Origin of the sequence: Candidatus Poriferisodalis sp. (assembly GCF_965204195.1) — a bacterium.
Lineage (GTDB): Bacteria > Actinomycetota > Acidimicrobiia > Acidimicrobiales > Poriferisodalaceae > Poriferisodalis.
Window position 1 is genome coordinate 327,154 of the sequence record NZ_OZ241975.1, and the last position, 15,925, is coordinate 343,078.

Below are 15,925 nucleotides of genomic sequence, written 5' to 3' on the forward strand. Positions count from 1 at the left end.
GGATGCTGAGGCTCGTCGTGTTGCTGGCCTGTGTGGGGGGCATCACGTCGCCGGCGGCGCGCGATTGGTTTCGCCGGCGTCGGAACCGGCGTCGCAGCGCGATGGCAGTCGCGGCTCGCTCGGCGGGCATCGGCGACTTCTGCGCTGGGGTGTCACGCGGGCTGGGGGGCGGCGACACGATGCTGCAGGCGCTGCGGGCCGCCGCCGATGGACCCATGCGGTCACCGGTGGAGCAGATAGCCGCCGAGCACGAGCGCGGGGTCACGCTGAGCCGTGCCGTGCAGCGTTGGGCGGCGCGCGAGCAGACCTCGGAGGCGGCGCTGCTCTCCACGGCGGTCACGCTGGCCTCCGATCGGGTGGGCGCGCAGCCGCAGCTCTTCGATCACGTCGCTGCGACCGTCCGGACCCACGCCGACATGGCCGCTGAGGCTCGGGTTCACGCGGCGCAGGCTCGCGCATCGGTGTGGGTGGTGGCGGCGCTGCCGTGGGCGGTCGCGCTGGCGCTGCTCGCCGAGGGTGGTGCTGCTGCTCGGGTGCTCACCTCCACACCGCTGGGTTGGTTCTGCGCCGGCGGCGCGCTCCTGCTCGAGCTGGCGGGCGTGTCGTGGATGCGCGCCACGGTCGCGCGGGCGCTGCGATGACCGCCGGGGTGCTGGCTGTCAACAGCGTCGTGCTGTCGAATCCGGTTGTCATCGGCGGATTGGCAGCCGCGGCGGTGTGCTGGGGCGGTTACGTGACCCGCCCTGATCCCGGCCGCCGTCGCGTGCTGCAGCTCGCGCCGCCTGACAGGCCTGCCGCTGCCTCGGCACGCGGCGCACCGAGCCCCGCCGGCCTGCAGACGCGGTGGCTGCGCCGCGGCGATGTCCCGCATCCGGATCGCGTGGCCGCCGAGCTCAGCGCCATGGTCGACGTGATGAACGTGGCCCTGACGTCGGGGCTGTCGATCATCGCCTCGCTGCAGCTCGCCCTCAGTCATCTCGACGGGGCGAGCGCCCTCAGACGCCGCCTCGCGGGACAGGCCGCCTTCGAACATCTCGACGAGACCCTGGAGGAGTTCGGCCGCACCTGCGGCCCGCGCGCCCGCGTCTTCGCTGCCGCCGTCACGGGATCCATGCGCACCGGCATCCCGCTCGCGCCCGAGATGGAACGCCTCGGCCGGGAGCTGCGCGAAGACCGTCGCCGCCGGCTCGAGGGCAAGGTGCGCCGCCTGCCGGTGCTGCTGCTGTTCCCGCTCGTGCTGTGCGTGCTCCCAGCGCTCGGGCTGGTCGCCATCGTGCCGGTCCTCGTAGCGGCTTTCGGCGGCTGACATGCCTCGCCTGTCCCAACCATCAGAACCAGAAGGAGTTCCCATGCCCGAACGCTCGACCACCCGCCACAGCGGCCCTCATGCTCAGGCACGCCGCACGCACCGCCTTGACGCTGATCAGGCTGCAGCGACCAAACCGACCGCCGCAGCCGACGAGGCTGGGCAGACCACCGCCGAGTACGCGTTGCTCACCGGCGCCATTGCACTGCTGGTTGCGGCAGTCACCGCCTGGGCAACCAGCACCGGCAAGATCGGCCGCCTGCTCGACGCGGTCTTCAACTACCTGACCAAGGCCATCTCCTGAACTTGAGCCCAGCGAGGCGAACCCTGCGGTCGGCTCGGCCTTCGAACTCGCATCCCCGGCAGGAACGCGGGCAGGCCACCGTCGAGCTGGCCCTGCTGCTGCCCTTCCTGGTGCTGCTGCTCATGGGCATCGTCCAGACGGCGTTGGTCGCGCGCGACGCGGTGCTGGTGTCGCATGCGGCCCGCGTGGGCGCGCGTATTGCCGCCGTGGAGCCGTCGATGGACGCCATCCGCACGGCCGTGGAGCAGGCTGCGGCGCTCGATCCGGACCGGCTGGAAGTGGAGCGACATGTCGAAGCGCAACTGGTGCGCGTCACCGTGCGCTACCGCTCTGCAACAGAGGTTCCGCTGGCCGGTGCACTGGTCGGCGACGTGCATCTGAGCGAGTCGGCGGCGATGCCCGACGAGCGCCTGCAGCCCTGAGGCTGAGCAACCGAAATTGCCGCTTGCGCATGTCACACCCATGGGGTTCAATGGCAAGTCACACACCTGTAATTACAGATGAGCAATCTCGGTCGCCGATGAGCGCAGCGGACACGGCCGCCGAGTTGGATTCGGGGAGGGCCGATGGCATTCGCAACTGACGTAGCAGTCGAACTACCAGCAGGGAATTGGTGGGACGAGGCCAATTGCCTCGGGGTCGATCCCGACCTGTTCTTTCCCGAGCGCGGGGCGAGCACGCGCGAGGCCAAGGCGGTCTGCCGCGGCTGCATCGTCAGCGACGAATGCCTCGAATACGCACTGCAGAACAGCGAGAAGTTCGGCATCTGGGGCGGCATGAGCGAGCGTGAACGCCGCCGGGTGCGCCGCCAGCGAGCCCTCACCAGGCGCGCCGCCGCCGGATAACGCCGCGGGCCGCCGCGCCGTCGGCTGGCCGTTGGCCGACGGCAGAGCAAGTGCAGCTGCCGGCTGACCCGGCCCGGCTACCGGTCTGATCGGGCACTGGTACGCTCGCGAGCGTGATGGCCATCGCGCTCGGACCGCCCGAACTGCTCATCCTGCTCATCATCGTGCTCGTGCTGTTCGGAGGAGCCAAGCTGCCCAAGCTGGCGCGCTCGCTGGGCCAGGCTCAGCGCGAGTTCCGTGAGGGCGTGAACGACGAGGACAAGGCGGCCGGCGACAAGGCGTCTGGCGACAGCTCGTCGAAAGACTCCTGAACTAACTGCAGTTCCTCGACCAGATCCTGAGCCCGGCCTCGGCGTACCCAACCCTCAGGCGGCGCGGGCGGCCTTGCTGGCCCGTCGACGGTCCCGCAGGATCCGCCGACGCTGCCGCTCCGAGGTGCCGCCCCACACGCCGTGCGTGATGTTGTTGGCCAGCGCGTATTCGCGGCAGGCGTCGGCCACCGGGCACTGGGCGCACACCTTCTGAGCCACGATCACGCCGGCACCGTCATTGGGAAAGAACACGTTCGGGTCCATGTCGGCACACCTGCGGAACGCGACCCACTCCGCAGCCAGGCTCTCGGAGCCCTGAGACATCTGCGGCTCGTACACCGGATTGATCTGCAACATCATGAGAACCAACGCCCCAACCAGCCAACCGGTTCCCTGATTCGGCCACTCTCATCAAACGTTCATGTAGCGCGTCGGTACCCTTGCGCCACCGCAAACAAGGACAGCCGTGACCGACATCGCCACCGAAGCCGAGCAGCTCCCGCCAGAGGTCGGCATCCGCATCATCTACTTGGGCCCCGTCGCACCGCACTGGGAGATCGAGGGCATCTACGGCGACGAAGCAGCCGTCGACGAGTTCCGCCGCCGGACCAATGCACGCCTGCAGCTCCTGCCGCCCCACGACCCGCAGTTCCGCCGCAACCGCGAGCGGGTCGTGCGTGACGCCGAGCGCGAGAACTACGAGCTCCACTGGGACCTCGGCATGCCCGAAGAAGAAGACGAGTAAACGCGTTCACGGATTGTTCACGGCATCCGTCCCCGCCGTTCACCACGAACCCGCGAGGCTGTCACCGGCCGTTCGTAGCGTGCGCGTTCATGCGAAAGACCCCCTTGTCATCCCGCCGCGGCACGAAGTTGCTCGTGGCACTGCTCATCGCCTTCGCGCTGATTGCCGCTGCGTGCGGCAGCGACGACGACTCGTCTGACGGCGACGGCGGCACCGCCACCGCTGCTGCGACAACGGCTGCGCCGGCCGACGACATGTCTGACGACATGGCCGACGAAATGTCGATCAGCGGTTCCATCGACGTCACCGGCTCCTCGACCGTCGAGCCCGTCACCAACCTGTTGGCCGAGGCCTTCTCCGAGAAGCACCCAGACGTGGCGTTCTCGGTCGCAGGACCCGGCTCGGGCGACGGTCACAAGGCCGCGGCGGCCGGCGAAGTGCCCATCTGGAACAGCTCTCGCCAGATCAAGGATTCAGAGGCCGAAGACATCAACGCCGCCGGCATCGAATTCATCGAGCTGCGCGTCGGCATCGACGGTATCTCGGTGATCACCGCCGCCGGCAACGACTCGATCGACTGCCTGAACTTCGAAGACCTCTACAGCCTGGTCGGCATCGAGTCCACCGGATTCGACTCGTGGGCAGACGCCAACAGCTTGAACGCCGAGCTGGGCGGTAACGGTCCGTTCGGTGACGGCGCGCTGGAGATCTTCGCTCCGGGCGAGGAGTCGGGCACCTTCGACAGCTTCATCGAGATCGCACTCGAGGGCGTGTGGGAGCACCGTGTCGAAGAGGGCCACGCCGACGAGAACTTCGCCGTGCGTCCCGACTACAACGCCTCGGCCAACGACAACGTGATCATCGACGGCATCGCCGGCAACCAGTACAGCCTCGGCTGGGTGGGCTTCGCCTTCGCCGATGAGAACCGCGACAAGGTGAAGCTGGTGGAGGTCGACGGCGGCGACGGCTGCGTGTCGCCCACGCCCGAGACCATCGCATCGGCCGAGTTCCCGATCGCTCGCTTCCTCTACACCTACATCGACGCTGCGCAGGCCTCTGACCCCGCCATCAAGGCATTCGTCGACTTCATGCTGAGCGACGAGGGGCAGACCTACGTGGTCGACGCCGGCTACGTGAACCTCGACCCTGCCGACCTTGAGCAATCGCGCAGCAACTGGGCCAACCTGACCACCGGCAAGACGTTCTAGCCGCCGGCTGGTGAAGAAACAGTTCCTGACCCGAACCACTTCATAAGATGACGCCGCCCATGTCACAGGACTCCTCCAACCTGAGCGTCGCCGACTTGCGCACGTCGGCGAGCCGGCGGGCGTGGTCGGCCGGGGCACGCTGGGTCTTTGCGCTGGCGGCGCTCGCCACGGTGCTGGTGAGCGCGCTCATCATCTGGACGGTGGCGTCGGGAGCGTGGACCTTCATCAGCCAGGTTGTCTGGGGCAGCCTGACCGAGATCGGCTGGTTCCCCCGCCGGGGCCTGTTCGACCTCAGCACGCTGCTGGTCAACTCGGTGCAGATCTCCGTCATTGCCATGCTCGTGGCGGTGCCGTCGGGCTTCGGCGCCGCGATCTACCTCTCCGAGTACGCGCATCCCAAGGTGCGCAAGGTGATGAAGCCCACCCTCGAGCTGCTGGCGAGCGTGCCCAGCGTGGTGCTCGGCGTGTTCGCCATCAGCTTCATCACCCCGTCGATCCTCAGCAACTTCTTCAGCGAGATCAACTTCTTCAACAAACTGGCGGCGGGCATCGCTGTGGGACTGCTGGTCATCCCCCTCATTGCCTCGATCGCCGAAGACGCCCTGCGAGCCGTGCCGGTGGCACTGCGGGAGGCGTCCTCGGGTCTCGGCGCACGCAAGGTCACCACCTCGATCCGGGTGGTGCTGCCCGCCGCGATGTCGGGCCTGATGGCCGCCATCATCGTCGGGTTCAGCCGTGCCATCGGCGAGACCATGGTGGTCACGATCGCGTCGGGCGGCGGCGACACATCGCTGTTCAACCTGTCGCTGTTCGAGCCGGGCGGCACATTCACCTCCGCCATGGCGGCGCTGGGTCTCGGCACCGACCAGGTGGCCGGCAGCACCTTGGCGTTCCAGAGCCTCTACTTCCTGGGCGCCCTGCTGTTCGTCATCACCCTCGTGCTCAACATGCTGGGCGACGTCATCGTCCGGCGGCTGCGAAACAAGTACTGATGGCTGTTCTCACCACTCCCTCAGGCATCGCCACCGGTGCCGCCGATGCCCTGCGCCGCCGCCCCGGCGCCGACGTGGCCGGCTCGGCCTTCAAGTGGCTGCTCATCGGCGCCACCGTGTTCGCCACCGGCTTCCTGGCCGTGCTGCTCGCCGTGATGATCGTGGACGGCTGGGACGTGCTGTCGGGCAACCTCTGGCACTTCCTCACCCACGGCTTCTCCCAGCGCTCTGCCGGCGAGGCCGGCGTGTGGCAGGGCATCCTCGGCAGCCTGCAGGTGGCGCTGGTGACCGGTGCGTTCGCCGTGCCGACCGGCGTGGCCACGGCCATCTACCTCGTCGAGTACGCCCAGGGCAGCCGGTTCGCCCGCATCGTCGAGCTGAACATCCGCAACCTGGCCGGCGTGCCCTCGATCGTGTACGGGCTGCTCGGCTTGGCGGTGTTCGTGCAGACGATCGACGGCTTCACCAAGGGCAAGACGGTCATCGCGGGCGGCATGACGCTGGCCGCCATGGTGCTGCCGATCGTGGTGATCACCTCGGTGGAAGCGCTCAAGGCCGTGCCAGACTCGCTGCGCGAAGCTGCCTACGGTGTAGGGGCCACCAAGTGGGAGGTGCTCTCACGCCAGGTTCTGCCTGCGGCACTGTCGACGATTCTCACCGGCACGGTGCTGGCGCTGGCGCGCGCCCTGGGCGAGGCTGCCCCGCTGATCCTGGTGGGGGCGGCCACCGGCTTCATGAGCTTCGGCGATGCCAACGTGTTCGAGACCTTCACCGGCCCCTACACGGCGCTGCCGGTGCTCATCTTCAACTTCGCCCGCCAGCCCGGAGCGGACTGGGGGGTGAACGCGGCTGCGGCCAGCGTCATCATCCTGGTGCTGGTGCTTGCCGTGAACGGTCTGGCTATCTACCTGCGCAATCGCTTCGAGAAGCAGTGGTGACCGCCCCGCCATGAGATCATCCGGAACAGGTGAATCGTGAATCCCGAGAAGGCACTGATGACCGACGAGTCCGACGCACCAGAGATGCTGGCGCCATCGGAACCCCACACACAGAACCGCATCGACGTGAGCGCGGTTGCGGCCGTGGCCGGCCAGCGCGCCGACACCGAGACGGTGTTCGAATGCGGCGACATCAACGTGTACTACGGCGACTTTCTGGCCCTGCGCGATGTCACGCTCAACATCGCAGCGCATGAGGTGACGGCGTTCATCGGCCCGTCAGGCTGCGGCAAGACCACCTTCCTGCGCTGCTTCAACCGCATGAACGACCTCATCGAGGGCGCCCGGGTCGACGGCACCCTCCACTACCACGGCGTCAACCTGTATCAAGACGAGGTCGACCCGGTGGAGGTGCGGCGGCGGGTGGGCATGGTGTTCCAGAAGCCGAACCCGTTCCCCAAGTCGATCTACGACAACATTGCGTACGGGCCGCGGCTGGCGGGCACCAAGCGGTCCGAGCTCGACGACGTGGTGGAGGGCTCGCTCACCCGGGCGGCGCTGTGGGACGAGGTCAAAGACCGCCTGAAGATGTCGGCCTACGGCCTGTCGGGCGGTCAGCAGCAGCGGCTGTGCATTGCCCGGGCCATCGCGGTGCAGCCCGACGTGGTGCTGATGGACGAGCCGTGCTCGGCCTTGGACCCGATCGCCACGGGCCGCATCGAAGAACTCATCGCCGAGCTGAAGACCGACTACACGATCATCATCGTGACGCACAACATGCAGCAGGCCGCTCGCATCAGCGACATGACGGCCTTCTTCTCGGTGCAGGCCAACGAGATGGGCCAGCGCACCGGCCTGCTCGTGGAGTACGCGCCGACCAGCTTGATCTTCACCAACCCCGACGACCCCCGCACCGAGGCTTACATCACCGGGCGGGTCGGTTAGCCCTGAAACAGCGACTGGGCAGCGCGAATACGCCACACTGCTGACATGACCGAAGAAGTACGGACCGAGTTCCATCAGCTGATGGACGAGGTTCGTGCCGATCTCGTGCAGATGGGCGGCATGGTGGCCGAGGGGATCTCGGCGGTGAGCGCTGCGCTGCTGGCCGGCGACATCGGCGGCGCCGACCAGATCATCGCCGCCGACGACGAGCTCGACCTGCTGAGCCTTGAAGCCGAGGAGAAGTGCGTGCAGCTGCTGGCCCTGCAGCAGCCGGTGGCGGTCGACCTGCGCACGATCCTGACCGACCTGCGGATGATCTCCGAGATCGAGCGCAGCGGTGACCTGGTCACCAACATCGCCAAGGCGGTGGCCCGGCTGCACGGCGTGGAGCTGGAGCCGCGGGTGCGAGGGCTGATCGACCGGATGCGTGAGCAGGCGGTGAAGCTGACCGCCAGGGCCATGGACGCCTACGCCGAGCGCGACGCCGGCTTGGCGTCGGTGCTCAACGACATGGACGACGTGCTCGACGACCTGCACAACGAGTACATCGTGGCGGTGTTCGCCTCGCACGAGCTCGGCAAGATCAGCATCCAGCATGCGGTGCAGCTCGCGGTGGTGGGCCGCTTCTACGAGCGCATCGGCGATCATGCGGTGAACGTCGCCGAGCGTGTCGAGTTCCTGGTGACCGGCGAGCTGCCTGAGCATCTGGGCGCCAACCGGGCTCGTGCCCGGCGGGAGCAGGACGAGATGTGATTGCGGCGCTGGTGGCGGTGGCGACCGCACTGGCAGTTGCGCTGGTCGCTGTGGTGCTGCTGGTGCGGGGGCGCAGTTCGGCCGCGGAGCGGCTGGGACGTGTGGTGCACCGGTTCGCCGGGGAAGGCGATGAGCCCCGTCCCGGCGAAGCGAGGCTCGACGACAACAGCCTGGACGACTGGATCACCTACCTGGAGTCGGTTGCCACCACGGCTGCCATGACGGCCAACCTGGCCGAGCGCGACCGGACCCGCTGGCAGCTGGCGATGAATGAGTTGGCGGTGGGCGTGGTGCTGGTGGACGAGGACGGCAATGTGTGCGCCAGCAATGCGCTGGCCGACGAGATGATGTCGGCGCGAGATGCCATGGCGCTGGTGGGTGCGGGTGTGACGCAGCTGCTGGAGTCGGCCCAGGAGGGGCAGGCTCGTTCCCGCACGGTGAAGCTGACGGGGCCGCCGCCGCGGGTGATCGAGATCAGCGCGCATCCGGTTGCGAGCGACAACCATGGGCTCGGTGCTGTGGCGGTGATGGCCGACCGCACCGATGGCGTGCGAACCGATGAGGTGCGCCGGGACTTCGTGGCCAACCTGAGCCATGAGCTGCGCACGCCCGTGGGCGCCATTGCGCTGCTGTCGGAGACGCTGGCCGGGGAGGATGACGCCGCGGTGCGCACCCGGCTGGTCGACCGGATCGGTGCGGAGGCCGATCGGGTGAGCCACATCATCGACGACCTGCTGGAGTTGAGCCGGGTGGAGCTGGAGGGTTCCATGCGGCAGGAACCGGTGCCGGTGGTGCCGCTGCTGTGCGAGGTGGCGCACCAGTATTCCGAGCACGCCCGCAAGCACAATGTGTCGCTGGTGGGCCCGGACGTTGCCGAACAGCTTGTTCTTCATGCCGACCGGGGTCAGCTGCTGCGGGCGGTGGGGAACCTGGTCGACAACGCCATCAAGTACAGCGACCCGGGCTCAGAGGTTCGGCTGTCTGCTGCGCCACGCGCTCTCGATGATCGGCCCCCCTCGGAGGTGCCGGCCGATTTCGATGAGCAGGCGTGGGTGGACGTCGTGGTGGCCGACGAGGGCATCGGCATTCCCGCCGACGAGACCGAGCGGGTCTTTGAGCGCTTTTACCGGGTCGACAAGGCCCGAGCCCGGGCCACCGGCGGCACCGGGCTGGGCCTGAGCATCGTGCGTCACGTGGTGATGAACCACGGCGGCGAGGTAATGCTGCACACCCGTGAAGGCGTGGGCACCACGTTCACGCTCAGGTTCCCCGCAGAACAGGACAGGGCGAGCACATGACATCGGTACTGGTGGTTGACGACGAGCCGTCGTTCACCGAGGCCCTCACGGTGGGCCTGCGGCGCGAGGGTTTCGAGGTGCGCACGGCGGCAGACGGCCGGGCGGCGCTGGCTGAGATCAGCGAGGCCGAGCCCGATCTGGTGCTGCTCGACGTGATGCTGCCCGGCATGTCGGGCCTCGACGTGTGCCGGGAGATTCGCAAGCAGTCACGCGTGCCGCTCATCATGGTGACCGCCCGGGCCGAGGAGATCGACGCCGTGGTGGGCCTGGAGGTGGGGGCCGACGACTACGTGGCCAAGCCGTACCGGATGCGCGAGCTGGTGGCCCGCATGCGGGCGGTGCTGCGACGTGCTTCGGGCCAGCCGCCTGAGAACATCGATGCGGCATGTCTCGCCGAGGGCGATGTGGAGCTCGACATCGACCGGCACGAGCTGCGGGTGCGGGGCGAGCTGGTCACTCTGGCGCTGAAGGAGTTCGAGCTGCTGGCGTACCTGCTGGCCCATGCCGGCCGGGTGGTCACCCGTGACAGCCTCATGCAGAACGTGTGGGGCTACAACTACGTGGGCGACACCAAGACGATCGATGTTCACGTCAAGCGGCTGCGGGCCAAGATCGAGGACGATCCGTCGAGCCCGCAGCGCATCACAACCATTCGTGGTCTGGGCTATCGCTACGAACGAGCCGTGCCGCCTGCTGGCTGATGCAGCCGTTCACGTGGCTTGCCCGCACGCATCTGCTATCTGCTGCCGGCGATGCGCTGATTGCGATCGCGCTGGCCGGGTCGCTGTTCTTCAACCTGGATCCTGCGGCGGCTCGGTCCCAATTGTTGTGGTACTTGGTGCTGACGATGGCGCCGTTTGCGGTGGTGGGGCCGCTGATCGGGCCGCTGGTGGATCGCAGCCGTGGCGGGCGGCGGGGGATGATCATCGGCGCCGGCATTGCCCGGGCGGTGCTGGCGCTGCTGATGGTGCGCCATCTCGATTCGCTGTTGCTGTTCCCCGAGGCGCTCGGCGCGCTGGTGGCGGGCAAGACGTATCACGTGGCCAAGAGCGCGGTGGTGCCGGGGCTGGTGCGCGAGGAGCGCGACCTGGTCGAGGCCAATTCGAAGCTGATGCTGTTGAGCGGGCTGGGGGGCGCGCTGGCCGTGGGGCCCGGCGTGCTGCTGAGCCTGGCGTCGTCGCGGTGGGTGCTGGTGCTGGCGGCGGTGGTGTTCGTGCTGATGACGTTCCCGGCACGGCGGCTGCCCCGCTTTGCCGTGCGGCCCGGTCGGCCCCCCCAGGGCGCTGAGCTTCAGCAGCCTGCTCATGCTGGTGAGACCCGACAGGTCTCGAGGCGGCGGGGCGGGATGCTGCTGGCGGGTTCGGCCATGGGCGTCGTGCGGGCCATGACGGGCTTCACGCTGTTCCTGATCGCGTTCTGGCTGCGCACCGACGACGCGGCCCCGTGGTGGTTCGGCTTCATGTTCACCGCCAGCGCTGTGGGCCAGCTGATCGGTGCAGTGTCCGCGCCGTGGCTGCGCCGCCGCATCCGCGAGGAAGTGCTGCTGGCCAGCACGCTGCTGCTGGCGGCCGTCGTGTCGTTCTATGTGGTGACGGCGCCCGACCGCTTCTCAGTGCTGGTGCTGGCCATGGTGATGGGCCTCATGTCGGCGCTGGGGAAGCTGTGCTTCGACGCGATCGTGCAGCGCGACGAGGTGCCCGCCGACCGGGGGCGCACGTTCGCCCGCTTCGAGACCCGCTTCCAGCTCATGTGGGTGATCGGCGGGCTGGTGCCGGTGGCAGCGCCCAGCGGCATCCTGCCGCTGCGGGCCGGGGTGATGCTGCTGGGCATTGCCGGCCTGGTTGCGGTAGTGCTGTATGCGGGCGGGCTGTGGGCGCTGGCGCGGGGCCGGCGGCCGCCGTCAGAGATCATCGTCACCCGGGTCCGCACCCGGGTTCGCGCCCGCGTCCGCCGCAACAGACCGCAGCCGCCTGGATAGGTGCGTCCTCAGCTCTGGTATCTGTGCCTGTCCGCTGACGCTCGGGGGAGCGCTAGAGCGGCAGGTCGAGGCGGGCGAGCCAGAGGCCGGGTGCGACGAGCTCGTTCGGCGTGGGGAGCCCGCCAGGCTCGAAGAGACGTGCCAGCCCTTCCCGTCCGGCTCGCTCGATCACACCGGCGACGAAGCTGTCGCCCCGGTCGCGTGCCTCGGCAGTCAGCCGCACGCCCAGCAGCCGGTCGGCATAGTCGGCGCCTGTGAGGGCGCGGCGGCGCACGGCCTCGCTGAGCGCACCGAATCCGCCGATGAGGCGGGGGCCCGCCTGTGCGACCACGTCGTCGACGTAAGCGGTGAGCACGCAGATCAGCGTTTCAAGCTGGCTGATGCTCTGGTGCTCGTCGCGGGTCACGCCGAGCAGCATTTCGGGGTTGCCGAAGATGCGCTGGAGCTGTTCACCGAATTGCGCTTGGAGCTGCTGCGGGTCGCTGGCGTCGCCGAGCGAAGTGGGCAGCTCCAAGTCGCCGAAGTCCATGGGATCGCCGCGGCGGAAGCCGTCGACATGTTCGACCAGCAGCCGGTCGAGATGTTCGCGAATGCCGGGCTCGGCCAGCACCGCGTGCATGGTGTGCTCCCGGATGGCCACCCACAGCATCACGTCGTCGACGTCGAGGCTCCATTCGTTGGCGAAGTCCGCGATGTTGGCGGTCACGATGAGCACGCGGGGCATGGGGATCATGAGGTCGGAGTTGCCGAACGCGCTGGTGGCGAGGTGGCCGGCCATCATGCCGGCGGTCATCGCCACGGTCATGGGGCTCATCATGGCGAGCAGGCCGGCGAAGGGGTCGTGAGCCGTGCTGCTCGCTGGATCGGGTTGCTTCAGGCGTTCCGACAGCCGGTCCATGAGCGGGCGGATGGTCTCCAGCGCGCTGGTGGCCCAGCCCGAGCGGGTGACCGGCTCGAGCTGCGGTGCGACCTGCAGGCCGGTGACATGTGCCACGTGCAGCTCTGCCACCCGGCTGATCTCGCTGAGGCGATGCCGCTCGACCGGGTCGACGTTGTGCTCGAGCTTGCCGCCGGTGGCGAGCTGGTTGGCGGCCTGGCGGGCACCTTCCCAGAGCTGCTCTTCGTTGCCCCCGAAGATGGATGCGATGTCGCCGAGGAACGGGATGCCCGAGAACGGGTTGTCGTCATCGTCGGCCACAACGGCATCGTACGACGGGCTGCAGTGACCGGGGGCATCGCCCTGAGTGAGGCATGGTAGGGATATGAGCCGGATTGCCGTGTCGGGTGCGGGCGGTGTGATCGGCGCCCGGGTGCTGCAGTGGCTGGCCCAGACGTTCGATGTGCTCGACGTCGACGCCGCCGATGCCGACAGCCAGCACGACCTGGGCGGCGCGGAGACGCTCGTGCATCTGCGGCTGACCCGGGAGGTGACCTCCGACCGCGTGCGGCGGGTGCTGGCGGCGGCCGACGGCGTGCGGCATCTGACCATGGTGTCGAGCGCCAGCGTGTACGGGGCCTGGCCCAACCACCCCACGCCGATCTCGGAGGATCTGCCCGTGCGCCCCAACCTGGAAGCGTCGTGGGCTGTGCATCATGCCGACGCCGAGCGGATGGTGCTGGAGTGGTGCGATCAGGGCGATCGCTCCGTGGCGATCCTGCGGCCGGCGCCGGTGGTGTCGAGCGGCTTGGGCGGCCCGATCGGCGAGGCGATGCTGGCCGCGGCCCCGATCCGCACGGGCAGCGACGACCCGCCAGTGCAGTTCCTGCACCTCGACGATCTGGCCTCCGCCGTGGTGTTGGCCACGCAGCGCCGGCTGTCGGGCGTGTTCAACGTGGCGCCCGACGGCTGGCTGTCGCCGGGCGAGCTGCGGGCGCTGCTGGGGGCCCGCCCCAAGATCCGCCTGCCGATGCCGCTGCCCAAGCGGCTCGACCGCTATGTGGCCCGCCGGGTGGGCCACGCTGCGCCCGAAGGACTGCTCCCGTACACCCGCTATAGCTGGGTGGTGGCCAACGACCGGCTCCGGGCCGAGGGCTGGGAACCGCGCTACAGCAGCGCCCAGGCGTTCGTGGTCGCCGACGTCGGGATGCCCTGGGACGACCTCAACGCCCGCCAGCGCCAGTACGCCACGCTGCTCGGCGCGGGGGCTGCGGTGGCGGCAGGCGGCTGGGCTGCCGCGGCTTGGCTCCGGCGCTCCTACGCTTTGCGGTGATGATGTCGCCAGATGCGAGCCCGGCCGATACCTGGGTGGAGCTGACGCACGACGAGCTGCCGATCGCCGCGGTCTATGAATGGGCGCTCGACCCGGCGGCGGGAGCGGTCGTGCTGTTCTCCGGCACGGTCCGAGATCATGCCGAGCACCGCACGGGCGTGACCCGGCTGGTGTACGAGGCGTACGAGTCGGAGGTGGCGCCTCGTTTCGCCGAGATCGCCGCCGAGTTGCGCCAGCGGTGGCCGAGCGTGCGCAAGGTGGCGCTGCTGCACCGGGTGGGCTCGCTCAACCTGAAGGAAAGCTCGGTCGTGGTGGCGGTCTCGGCACCGCACCGGGGTGAAGCATTCGAAGCTGCCCGCTTCGGCATCGATACGTTGAAGGCCACGGTGCCGATCTGGAAGCAAGAGCATCACGACGCCGGCACCGACTGGGGCCTGCAGTCGCAGCCGATCGCGCAGGTGCCCCGGTCATGAGCCCGCTGCTGTTCCTGGCGATCGCGATCGTGGTGCCGCTGCTGGGGATGATCGTGCTGGGCGTGGGTGCTCGCATCAAGCACCAGAAGGCGACCGACGACGAGACGGAGCCGTTCCGGCGCAAGCTCGAGTCGATCGCCCCCCCTGACACCGATGACCTGCCATCTGGCACGCCGGGACTCGTGCGGGCGATGCGCCGACGGAGAGGCGGCAACTCCCGCAGGCCAGCAGCCGGCAATGCTGCCCCCGAGTCGGGCGATGCCGAGGCCGCTCAACCCGGGCCGCGTCAGGCTGTCCAGAAGCAGCCGGCACCGGCGAGCATCCGGCTCGTCGAGCGTGACTACTCGGTGCCGCTGCTGCCGCCGCTGAGCGCCGATCTCGAAGAGCTTCCGCTGCCCGAGGGCGAGCGGAGCAGCCGCCGGGCGATACCCCGCCCGCCCGAAGCCGAACGGCGGCACGACCGGGTGATCTCCGCCGACAAGAGGCGCCGTCCTGGCTCGTGACCTGGCGATCGATCTCGGCACCGCGAATACGCTGGTGTACGAGCGGGGGCGCGGCATCGTCTTCAACGAGCCTTCGGTCATAGCGCTCAACGAGCGTTCTGGCGACGTGCTGTCCGTGGGGCGCGAGGCCTGGCAGATGATCGGGCGCACGCCGAGCTACATCATCGCTGCGCGGCCGCTGCGCAACGGTGCCATCACCGACTTCGACATCACCCAACGGATGATCCGGCTCATCCTGCAGGGCGTGGGCGTCGGTCGTTTCGGCCGCACCCGCGTGGCCGTCTGCGTGCCGTCGCTGATCACTCCGGTCGAACGGCGGGCGGTGATCGAGGCTGCGCGGCGGGCCGGGTCGTCGGACGTGCGGCTCATCGAGCAGCCGATCGCTGCTGCCATCGGCTCGGGCCTGCCGATCCACGAGCCCACCGGCTCGCTGGTGATCGACATCGGCGGCGGCACCGCCGAGATCGCCATGGTGTCGCTCGGTGGCCTGGTGTCGCTGCGTGCCGTCCGCATCGGGTCGTTCGACTTCGACACTGCGTTGATGAACCACGCCCGCCGTGTGCACGGCATCGCGATCGGCGAGCGCACTGCGGAGGAGCTGAAGATCAGCATCGGCTCGGCATGGCCGGTCGACGACAAGTTCGACGCCGAGGTGAAGGGCCGTGACCTGTCGACAGGTCTGCCTCGCACGTTCCTCATCACCCCCACCGAGGTGCGGTCCGCACTGGCCGACACAGTCGAGCTCATTGTGGAGGCCGTCCTGGAGTGCTTGGGCGAGGCTCCACCCGAGCTGGCGCAAGACCTCATCCACACTGGCGCCCTCATGGTCGGCGGCGGCTCGCTGCTGCAGGGCCTCGACCATCGCATCGCGTCTGAGGCACGTGTGCCCGTGCTGCGCTCGGAGTCGCCGCTCGAGACCGTCGTGCTCGGCGCTGGCCGGGCGCTCGAGAACTTCGAGTCGCTCCACGCCTCGCACACGATCCCCGGCCGCTAGCCCCGGGCTGCCGGGCTCCGGCGTGTGTTGAACGCTCCAGGCCTCGGGCGTGTGCGGCGGATTGCACCAGTGCGCCTGGCGGCGTTTCTTGCAGCGGTGCTGCTTGCAGCAGGCTGCACGGA

Annotated in this window: 21 protein-coding genes; 19 read left to right on the forward strand and 2 right to left on the reverse strand. The window is 68.8% G+C overall.

What is annotated here, in order from left to right:
- The first annotated feature begins 101 nt into the window (after positions 1–101).
- From ACOGI8_RS01405 to ACOGI8_RS01430, 6 genes are all read left to right on the forward strand, one after another.
- Positions 102–641: a type II secretion system F family protein gene (locus ACOGI8_RS01405; protein WP_419855118.1), complete on the forward strand. Its 540-nt coding sequence runs from the start codon at positions 102–104 to the stop codon at positions 639–641.
- A complete protein-coding gene (locus ACOGI8_RS01410) occupies positions 638–1,306 on the forward strand; it encodes a type II secretion system F family protein (protein ID WP_419855119.1) in 669 nt (222 codons plus the stop codon). Before ACOGI8_RS01405 ends, ACOGI8_RS01410 begins: the two co-directional genes overlap by 4 nt.
- 43 nt (positions 1,307–1,349) lie before the next feature.
- Positions 1,350–1,610, forward strand: a complete 261-nt coding sequence (locus ACOGI8_RS01415; RefSeq protein ID WP_419855120.1) for a Flp family type IVb pilin — start codon at positions 1,350–1,352, stop codon at positions 1,608–1,610.
- 2 nt (positions 1,611–1,612) lie between these two features.
- Positions 1,613–2,032 carry a TadE/TadG family type IV pilus assembly protein gene (locus tag ACOGI8_RS01420; protein WP_419855121.1) on the forward strand — a complete coding sequence of 140 codons (420 nt, stop codon included), beginning with the start codon at positions 1,613–1,615 and terminating at the stop codon, positions 2,030–2,032.
- Positions 2,033–2,176: 144 nt separating this feature from the next.
- Complete coding sequence (locus ACOGI8_RS01425) at positions 2,177–2,455, forward strand: WhiB family transcriptional regulator (protein WP_419855122.1); 279 nt, start codon at positions 2,177–2,179, stop codon at positions 2,453–2,455.
- A gap of 116 nt (positions 2,456–2,571) precedes the next feature.
- Positions 2,572–2,766, forward strand: coding sequence for a Sec-independent protein translocase subunit TatA/TatB (locus tag ACOGI8_RS01430; protein ID WP_419856347.1), 195 nt, complete (start codon positions 2,572–2,574; stop codon positions 2,764–2,766).
- Positions 2,767–2,820: 54 nt separating this feature from the next.
- On the opposite strand, the gene ACOGI8_RS01435 is transcribed toward ACOGI8_RS01430, so the two are convergent.
- A complete protein-coding gene (locus ACOGI8_RS01435; RefSeq protein WP_419855123.1) occupies positions 2,821–3,126 on the reverse strand; it encodes a WhiB family transcriptional regulator in 306 nt (101 codons plus the stop codon).
- Between the two features lie 106 nt (positions 3,127–3,232).
- Here ACOGI8_RS01435 and ACOGI8_RS01440 point away from each other — a divergent pair, with 106 nt between their 5' ends.
- From ACOGI8_RS01440 to ACOGI8_RS01480, 9 genes are all read left to right on the forward strand, one after another.
- Positions 3,233–3,511 (forward strand): hypothetical protein, encoded by a 279-nt coding sequence (locus tag ACOGI8_RS01440; RefSeq protein ID WP_419855124.1) that lies wholly within the window; start codon positions 3,233–3,235, stop codon positions 3,509–3,511.
- An 89-nt stretch (positions 3,512–3,600) separates the two neighbouring features.
- Positions 3,601–4,719 (forward strand): substrate-binding domain-containing protein, encoded by a 1,119-nt coding sequence (locus tag ACOGI8_RS01445; protein ID WP_419855125.1) that lies wholly within the window; start codon positions 3,601–3,603, stop codon positions 4,717–4,719.
- 59 nt (positions 4,720–4,778) lie between these two features.
- Positions 4,779–5,711: a phosphate ABC transporter permease subunit PstC gene (gene pstC / locus ACOGI8_RS01450; protein WP_419855126.1), complete on the forward strand. Its 933-nt coding sequence runs from the start codon at positions 4,779–4,781 to the stop codon at positions 5,709–5,711.
- Complete coding sequence (gene pstA, locus ACOGI8_RS01455) at positions 5,711–6,649, forward strand: phosphate ABC transporter permease PstA (RefSeq protein WP_419855127.1); 939 nt, start codon at positions 5,711–5,713, stop codon at positions 6,647–6,649. Before pstC ends, pstA begins: the two co-directional genes overlap by 1 nt.
- 87 nt (positions 6,650–6,736) lie before the next feature.
- On the forward strand, positions 6,737–7,594 hold the full coding sequence (gene pstB / locus ACOGI8_RS01460) for a phosphate ABC transporter ATP-binding protein PstB (RefSeq protein WP_419856348.1): 858 nt from the start codon (positions 6,737–6,739) through the stop codon (positions 7,592–7,594).
- Between the two features lie 45 nt (positions 7,595–7,639).
- Positions 7,640–8,347 (forward strand): phosphate signaling complex protein PhoU, encoded by a 708-nt coding sequence (gene phoU / locus ACOGI8_RS01465; protein WP_419855128.1) that lies wholly within the window; start codon positions 7,640–7,642, stop codon positions 8,345–8,347.
- Positions 8,344–9,645, forward strand: coding sequence for a sensor histidine kinase (locus ACOGI8_RS01470; RefSeq protein WP_419855129.1), 1,302 nt, complete (start codon positions 8,344–8,346; stop codon positions 9,643–9,645). Before phoU ends, ACOGI8_RS01470 begins: the two co-directional genes overlap by 4 nt.
- Complete coding sequence (locus ACOGI8_RS01475) at positions 9,642–10,346, forward strand: response regulator (protein ID WP_419855130.1); 705 nt, start codon at positions 9,642–9,644, stop codon at positions 10,344–10,346. Before ACOGI8_RS01470 ends, ACOGI8_RS01475 begins: the two co-directional genes overlap by 4 nt.
- On the forward strand, positions 10,346–11,623 hold the full coding sequence (locus tag ACOGI8_RS01480) for an MFS transporter (RefSeq protein WP_419855131.1): 1,278 nt from the start codon (positions 10,346–10,348) through the stop codon (positions 11,621–11,623). The genes ACOGI8_RS01475 and ACOGI8_RS01480 overlap by 1 nt, the downstream gene beginning before the upstream one ends.
- Positions 11,624–11,675: 52 nt before the next feature.
- On the opposite strand, the gene ACOGI8_RS01485 is transcribed toward ACOGI8_RS01480, so the two are convergent.
- Positions 11,676–12,821, reverse strand: coding sequence for a zinc-dependent metalloprotease (locus tag ACOGI8_RS01485; RefSeq protein WP_419855132.1), 1,146 nt, complete (start codon positions 12,819–12,821; stop codon positions 11,676–11,678).
- Positions 12,822–12,885: 64 nt separating this feature from the next.
- On the opposite strand from ACOGI8_RS01485, the gene ACOGI8_RS01490 reads away from it, so the two are divergent.
- Genes ACOGI8_RS01490 through ACOGI8_RS01505 form a run of 4 tightly spaced genes read left to right on the forward strand, consistent with a single transcriptional unit; the run spans position 12,886 to position 15,803 of the window.
- Positions 12,886–13,833 (forward strand): NAD-dependent epimerase/dehydratase family protein, encoded by a 948-nt coding sequence (locus ACOGI8_RS01490; RefSeq protein WP_419855133.1) that lies wholly within the window; start codon positions 12,886–12,888, stop codon positions 13,831–13,833.
- Positions 13,833–14,306 carry a molybdenum cofactor biosynthesis protein MoaE gene (locus tag ACOGI8_RS01495; RefSeq protein ID WP_419855134.1) on the forward strand — a complete coding sequence of 158 codons (474 nt, stop codon included), beginning with the start codon at positions 13,833–13,835 and terminating at the stop codon, positions 14,304–14,306. The genes ACOGI8_RS01490 and ACOGI8_RS01495 overlap by 1 nt, the downstream gene beginning before the upstream one ends.
- Positions 14,303–14,809 carry a hypothetical protein gene (locus ACOGI8_RS01500; protein ID WP_419855135.1) on the forward strand — a complete coding sequence of 169 codons (507 nt, stop codon included), beginning with the start codon at positions 14,303–14,305 and terminating at the stop codon, positions 14,807–14,809. Before ACOGI8_RS01495 ends, ACOGI8_RS01500 begins: the two co-directional genes overlap by 4 nt.
- A 34-nt stretch (positions 14,810–14,843) precedes the next feature.
- Entirely contained in the window at positions 14,844–15,803 is a 960-nt protein-coding gene (locus tag ACOGI8_RS01505; protein ID WP_419855136.1) for a rod shape-determining protein, read from the forward strand.
- The last annotated feature ends 122 nt before the right edge of the window (positions 15,804–15,925 follow it).

Bases quoted from the DNA above. Each gene is read 5' to 3' on its own strand.
- ACOGI8_RS01405 (WP_419855118.1), top strand. From the start codon at position 102: ATGGCAGTCGCGGCTCGCTCGGCGGGCATCGGCGACTTCTGCGCTGGG.
- ACOGI8_RS01410 (WP_419855119.1), top strand. From the start codon at position 638: ATGACCGCCGGGGTGCTGGCTGTCAACAGCGTCGTGCTGTCGAATCCG.
- ACOGI8_RS01415 (WP_419855120.1), top strand. From the start codon at position 1,350: ATGCCCGAACGCTCGACCACCCGCCACAGCGGCCCTCATGCTCAGGCA.
- ACOGI8_RS01425 (WP_419855122.1), top strand. From the start codon at position 2,177: ATGGCATTCGCAACTGACGTAGCAGTCGAACTACCAGCAGGGAATTGG.
- ACOGI8_RS01430 (WP_419856347.1), top strand. From the start codon at position 2,572: ATGGCCATCGCGCTCGGACCGCCCGAACTGCTCATCCTGCTCATCATC.
- ACOGI8_RS01435 (WP_419855123.1), bottom strand. From the start codon at position 3,126: ATGATGTTGCAGATCAATCCGGTGTACGAGCCGCAGATGTCTCAGGGC.
- ACOGI8_RS01445 (WP_419855125.1), top strand. From the start codon at position 3,601: ATGCGAAAGACCCCCTTGTCATCCCGCCGCGGCACGAAGTTGCTCGTG.
- pstC (WP_419855126.1), top strand. From the start codon at position 4,779: ATGTCACAGGACTCCTCCAACCTGAGCGTCGCCGACTTGCGCACGTCG.
- pstA (WP_419855127.1), top strand. From the start codon at position 5,711: ATGGCTGTTCTCACCACTCCCTCAGGCATCGCCACCGGTGCCGCCGAT.
- phoU (WP_419855128.1), top strand. From the start codon at position 7,640: ATGACCGAAGAAGTACGGACCGAGTTCCATCAGCTGATGGACGAGGTT.
- ACOGI8_RS01475 (WP_419855130.1), top strand. From the start codon at position 9,642: ATGACATCGGTACTGGTGGTTGACGACGAGCCGTCGTTCACCGAGGCC.
- ACOGI8_RS01480 (WP_419855131.1), top strand. From the start codon at position 10,346: ATGCAGCCGTTCACGTGGCTTGCCCGCACGCATCTGCTATCTGCTGCC.
- ACOGI8_RS01490 (WP_419855133.1), top strand. From the start codon at position 12,886: ATGAGCCGGATTGCCGTGTCGGGTGCGGGCGGTGTGATCGGCGCCCGG.
- ACOGI8_RS01495 (WP_419855134.1), top strand. From the start codon at position 13,833: ATGATGTCGCCAGATGCGAGCCCGGCCGATACCTGGGTGGAGCTGACG.
- ACOGI8_RS01500 (WP_419855135.1), top strand. From the start codon at position 14,303: ATGAGCCCGCTGCTGTTCCTGGCGATCGCGATCGTGGTGCCGCTGCTG.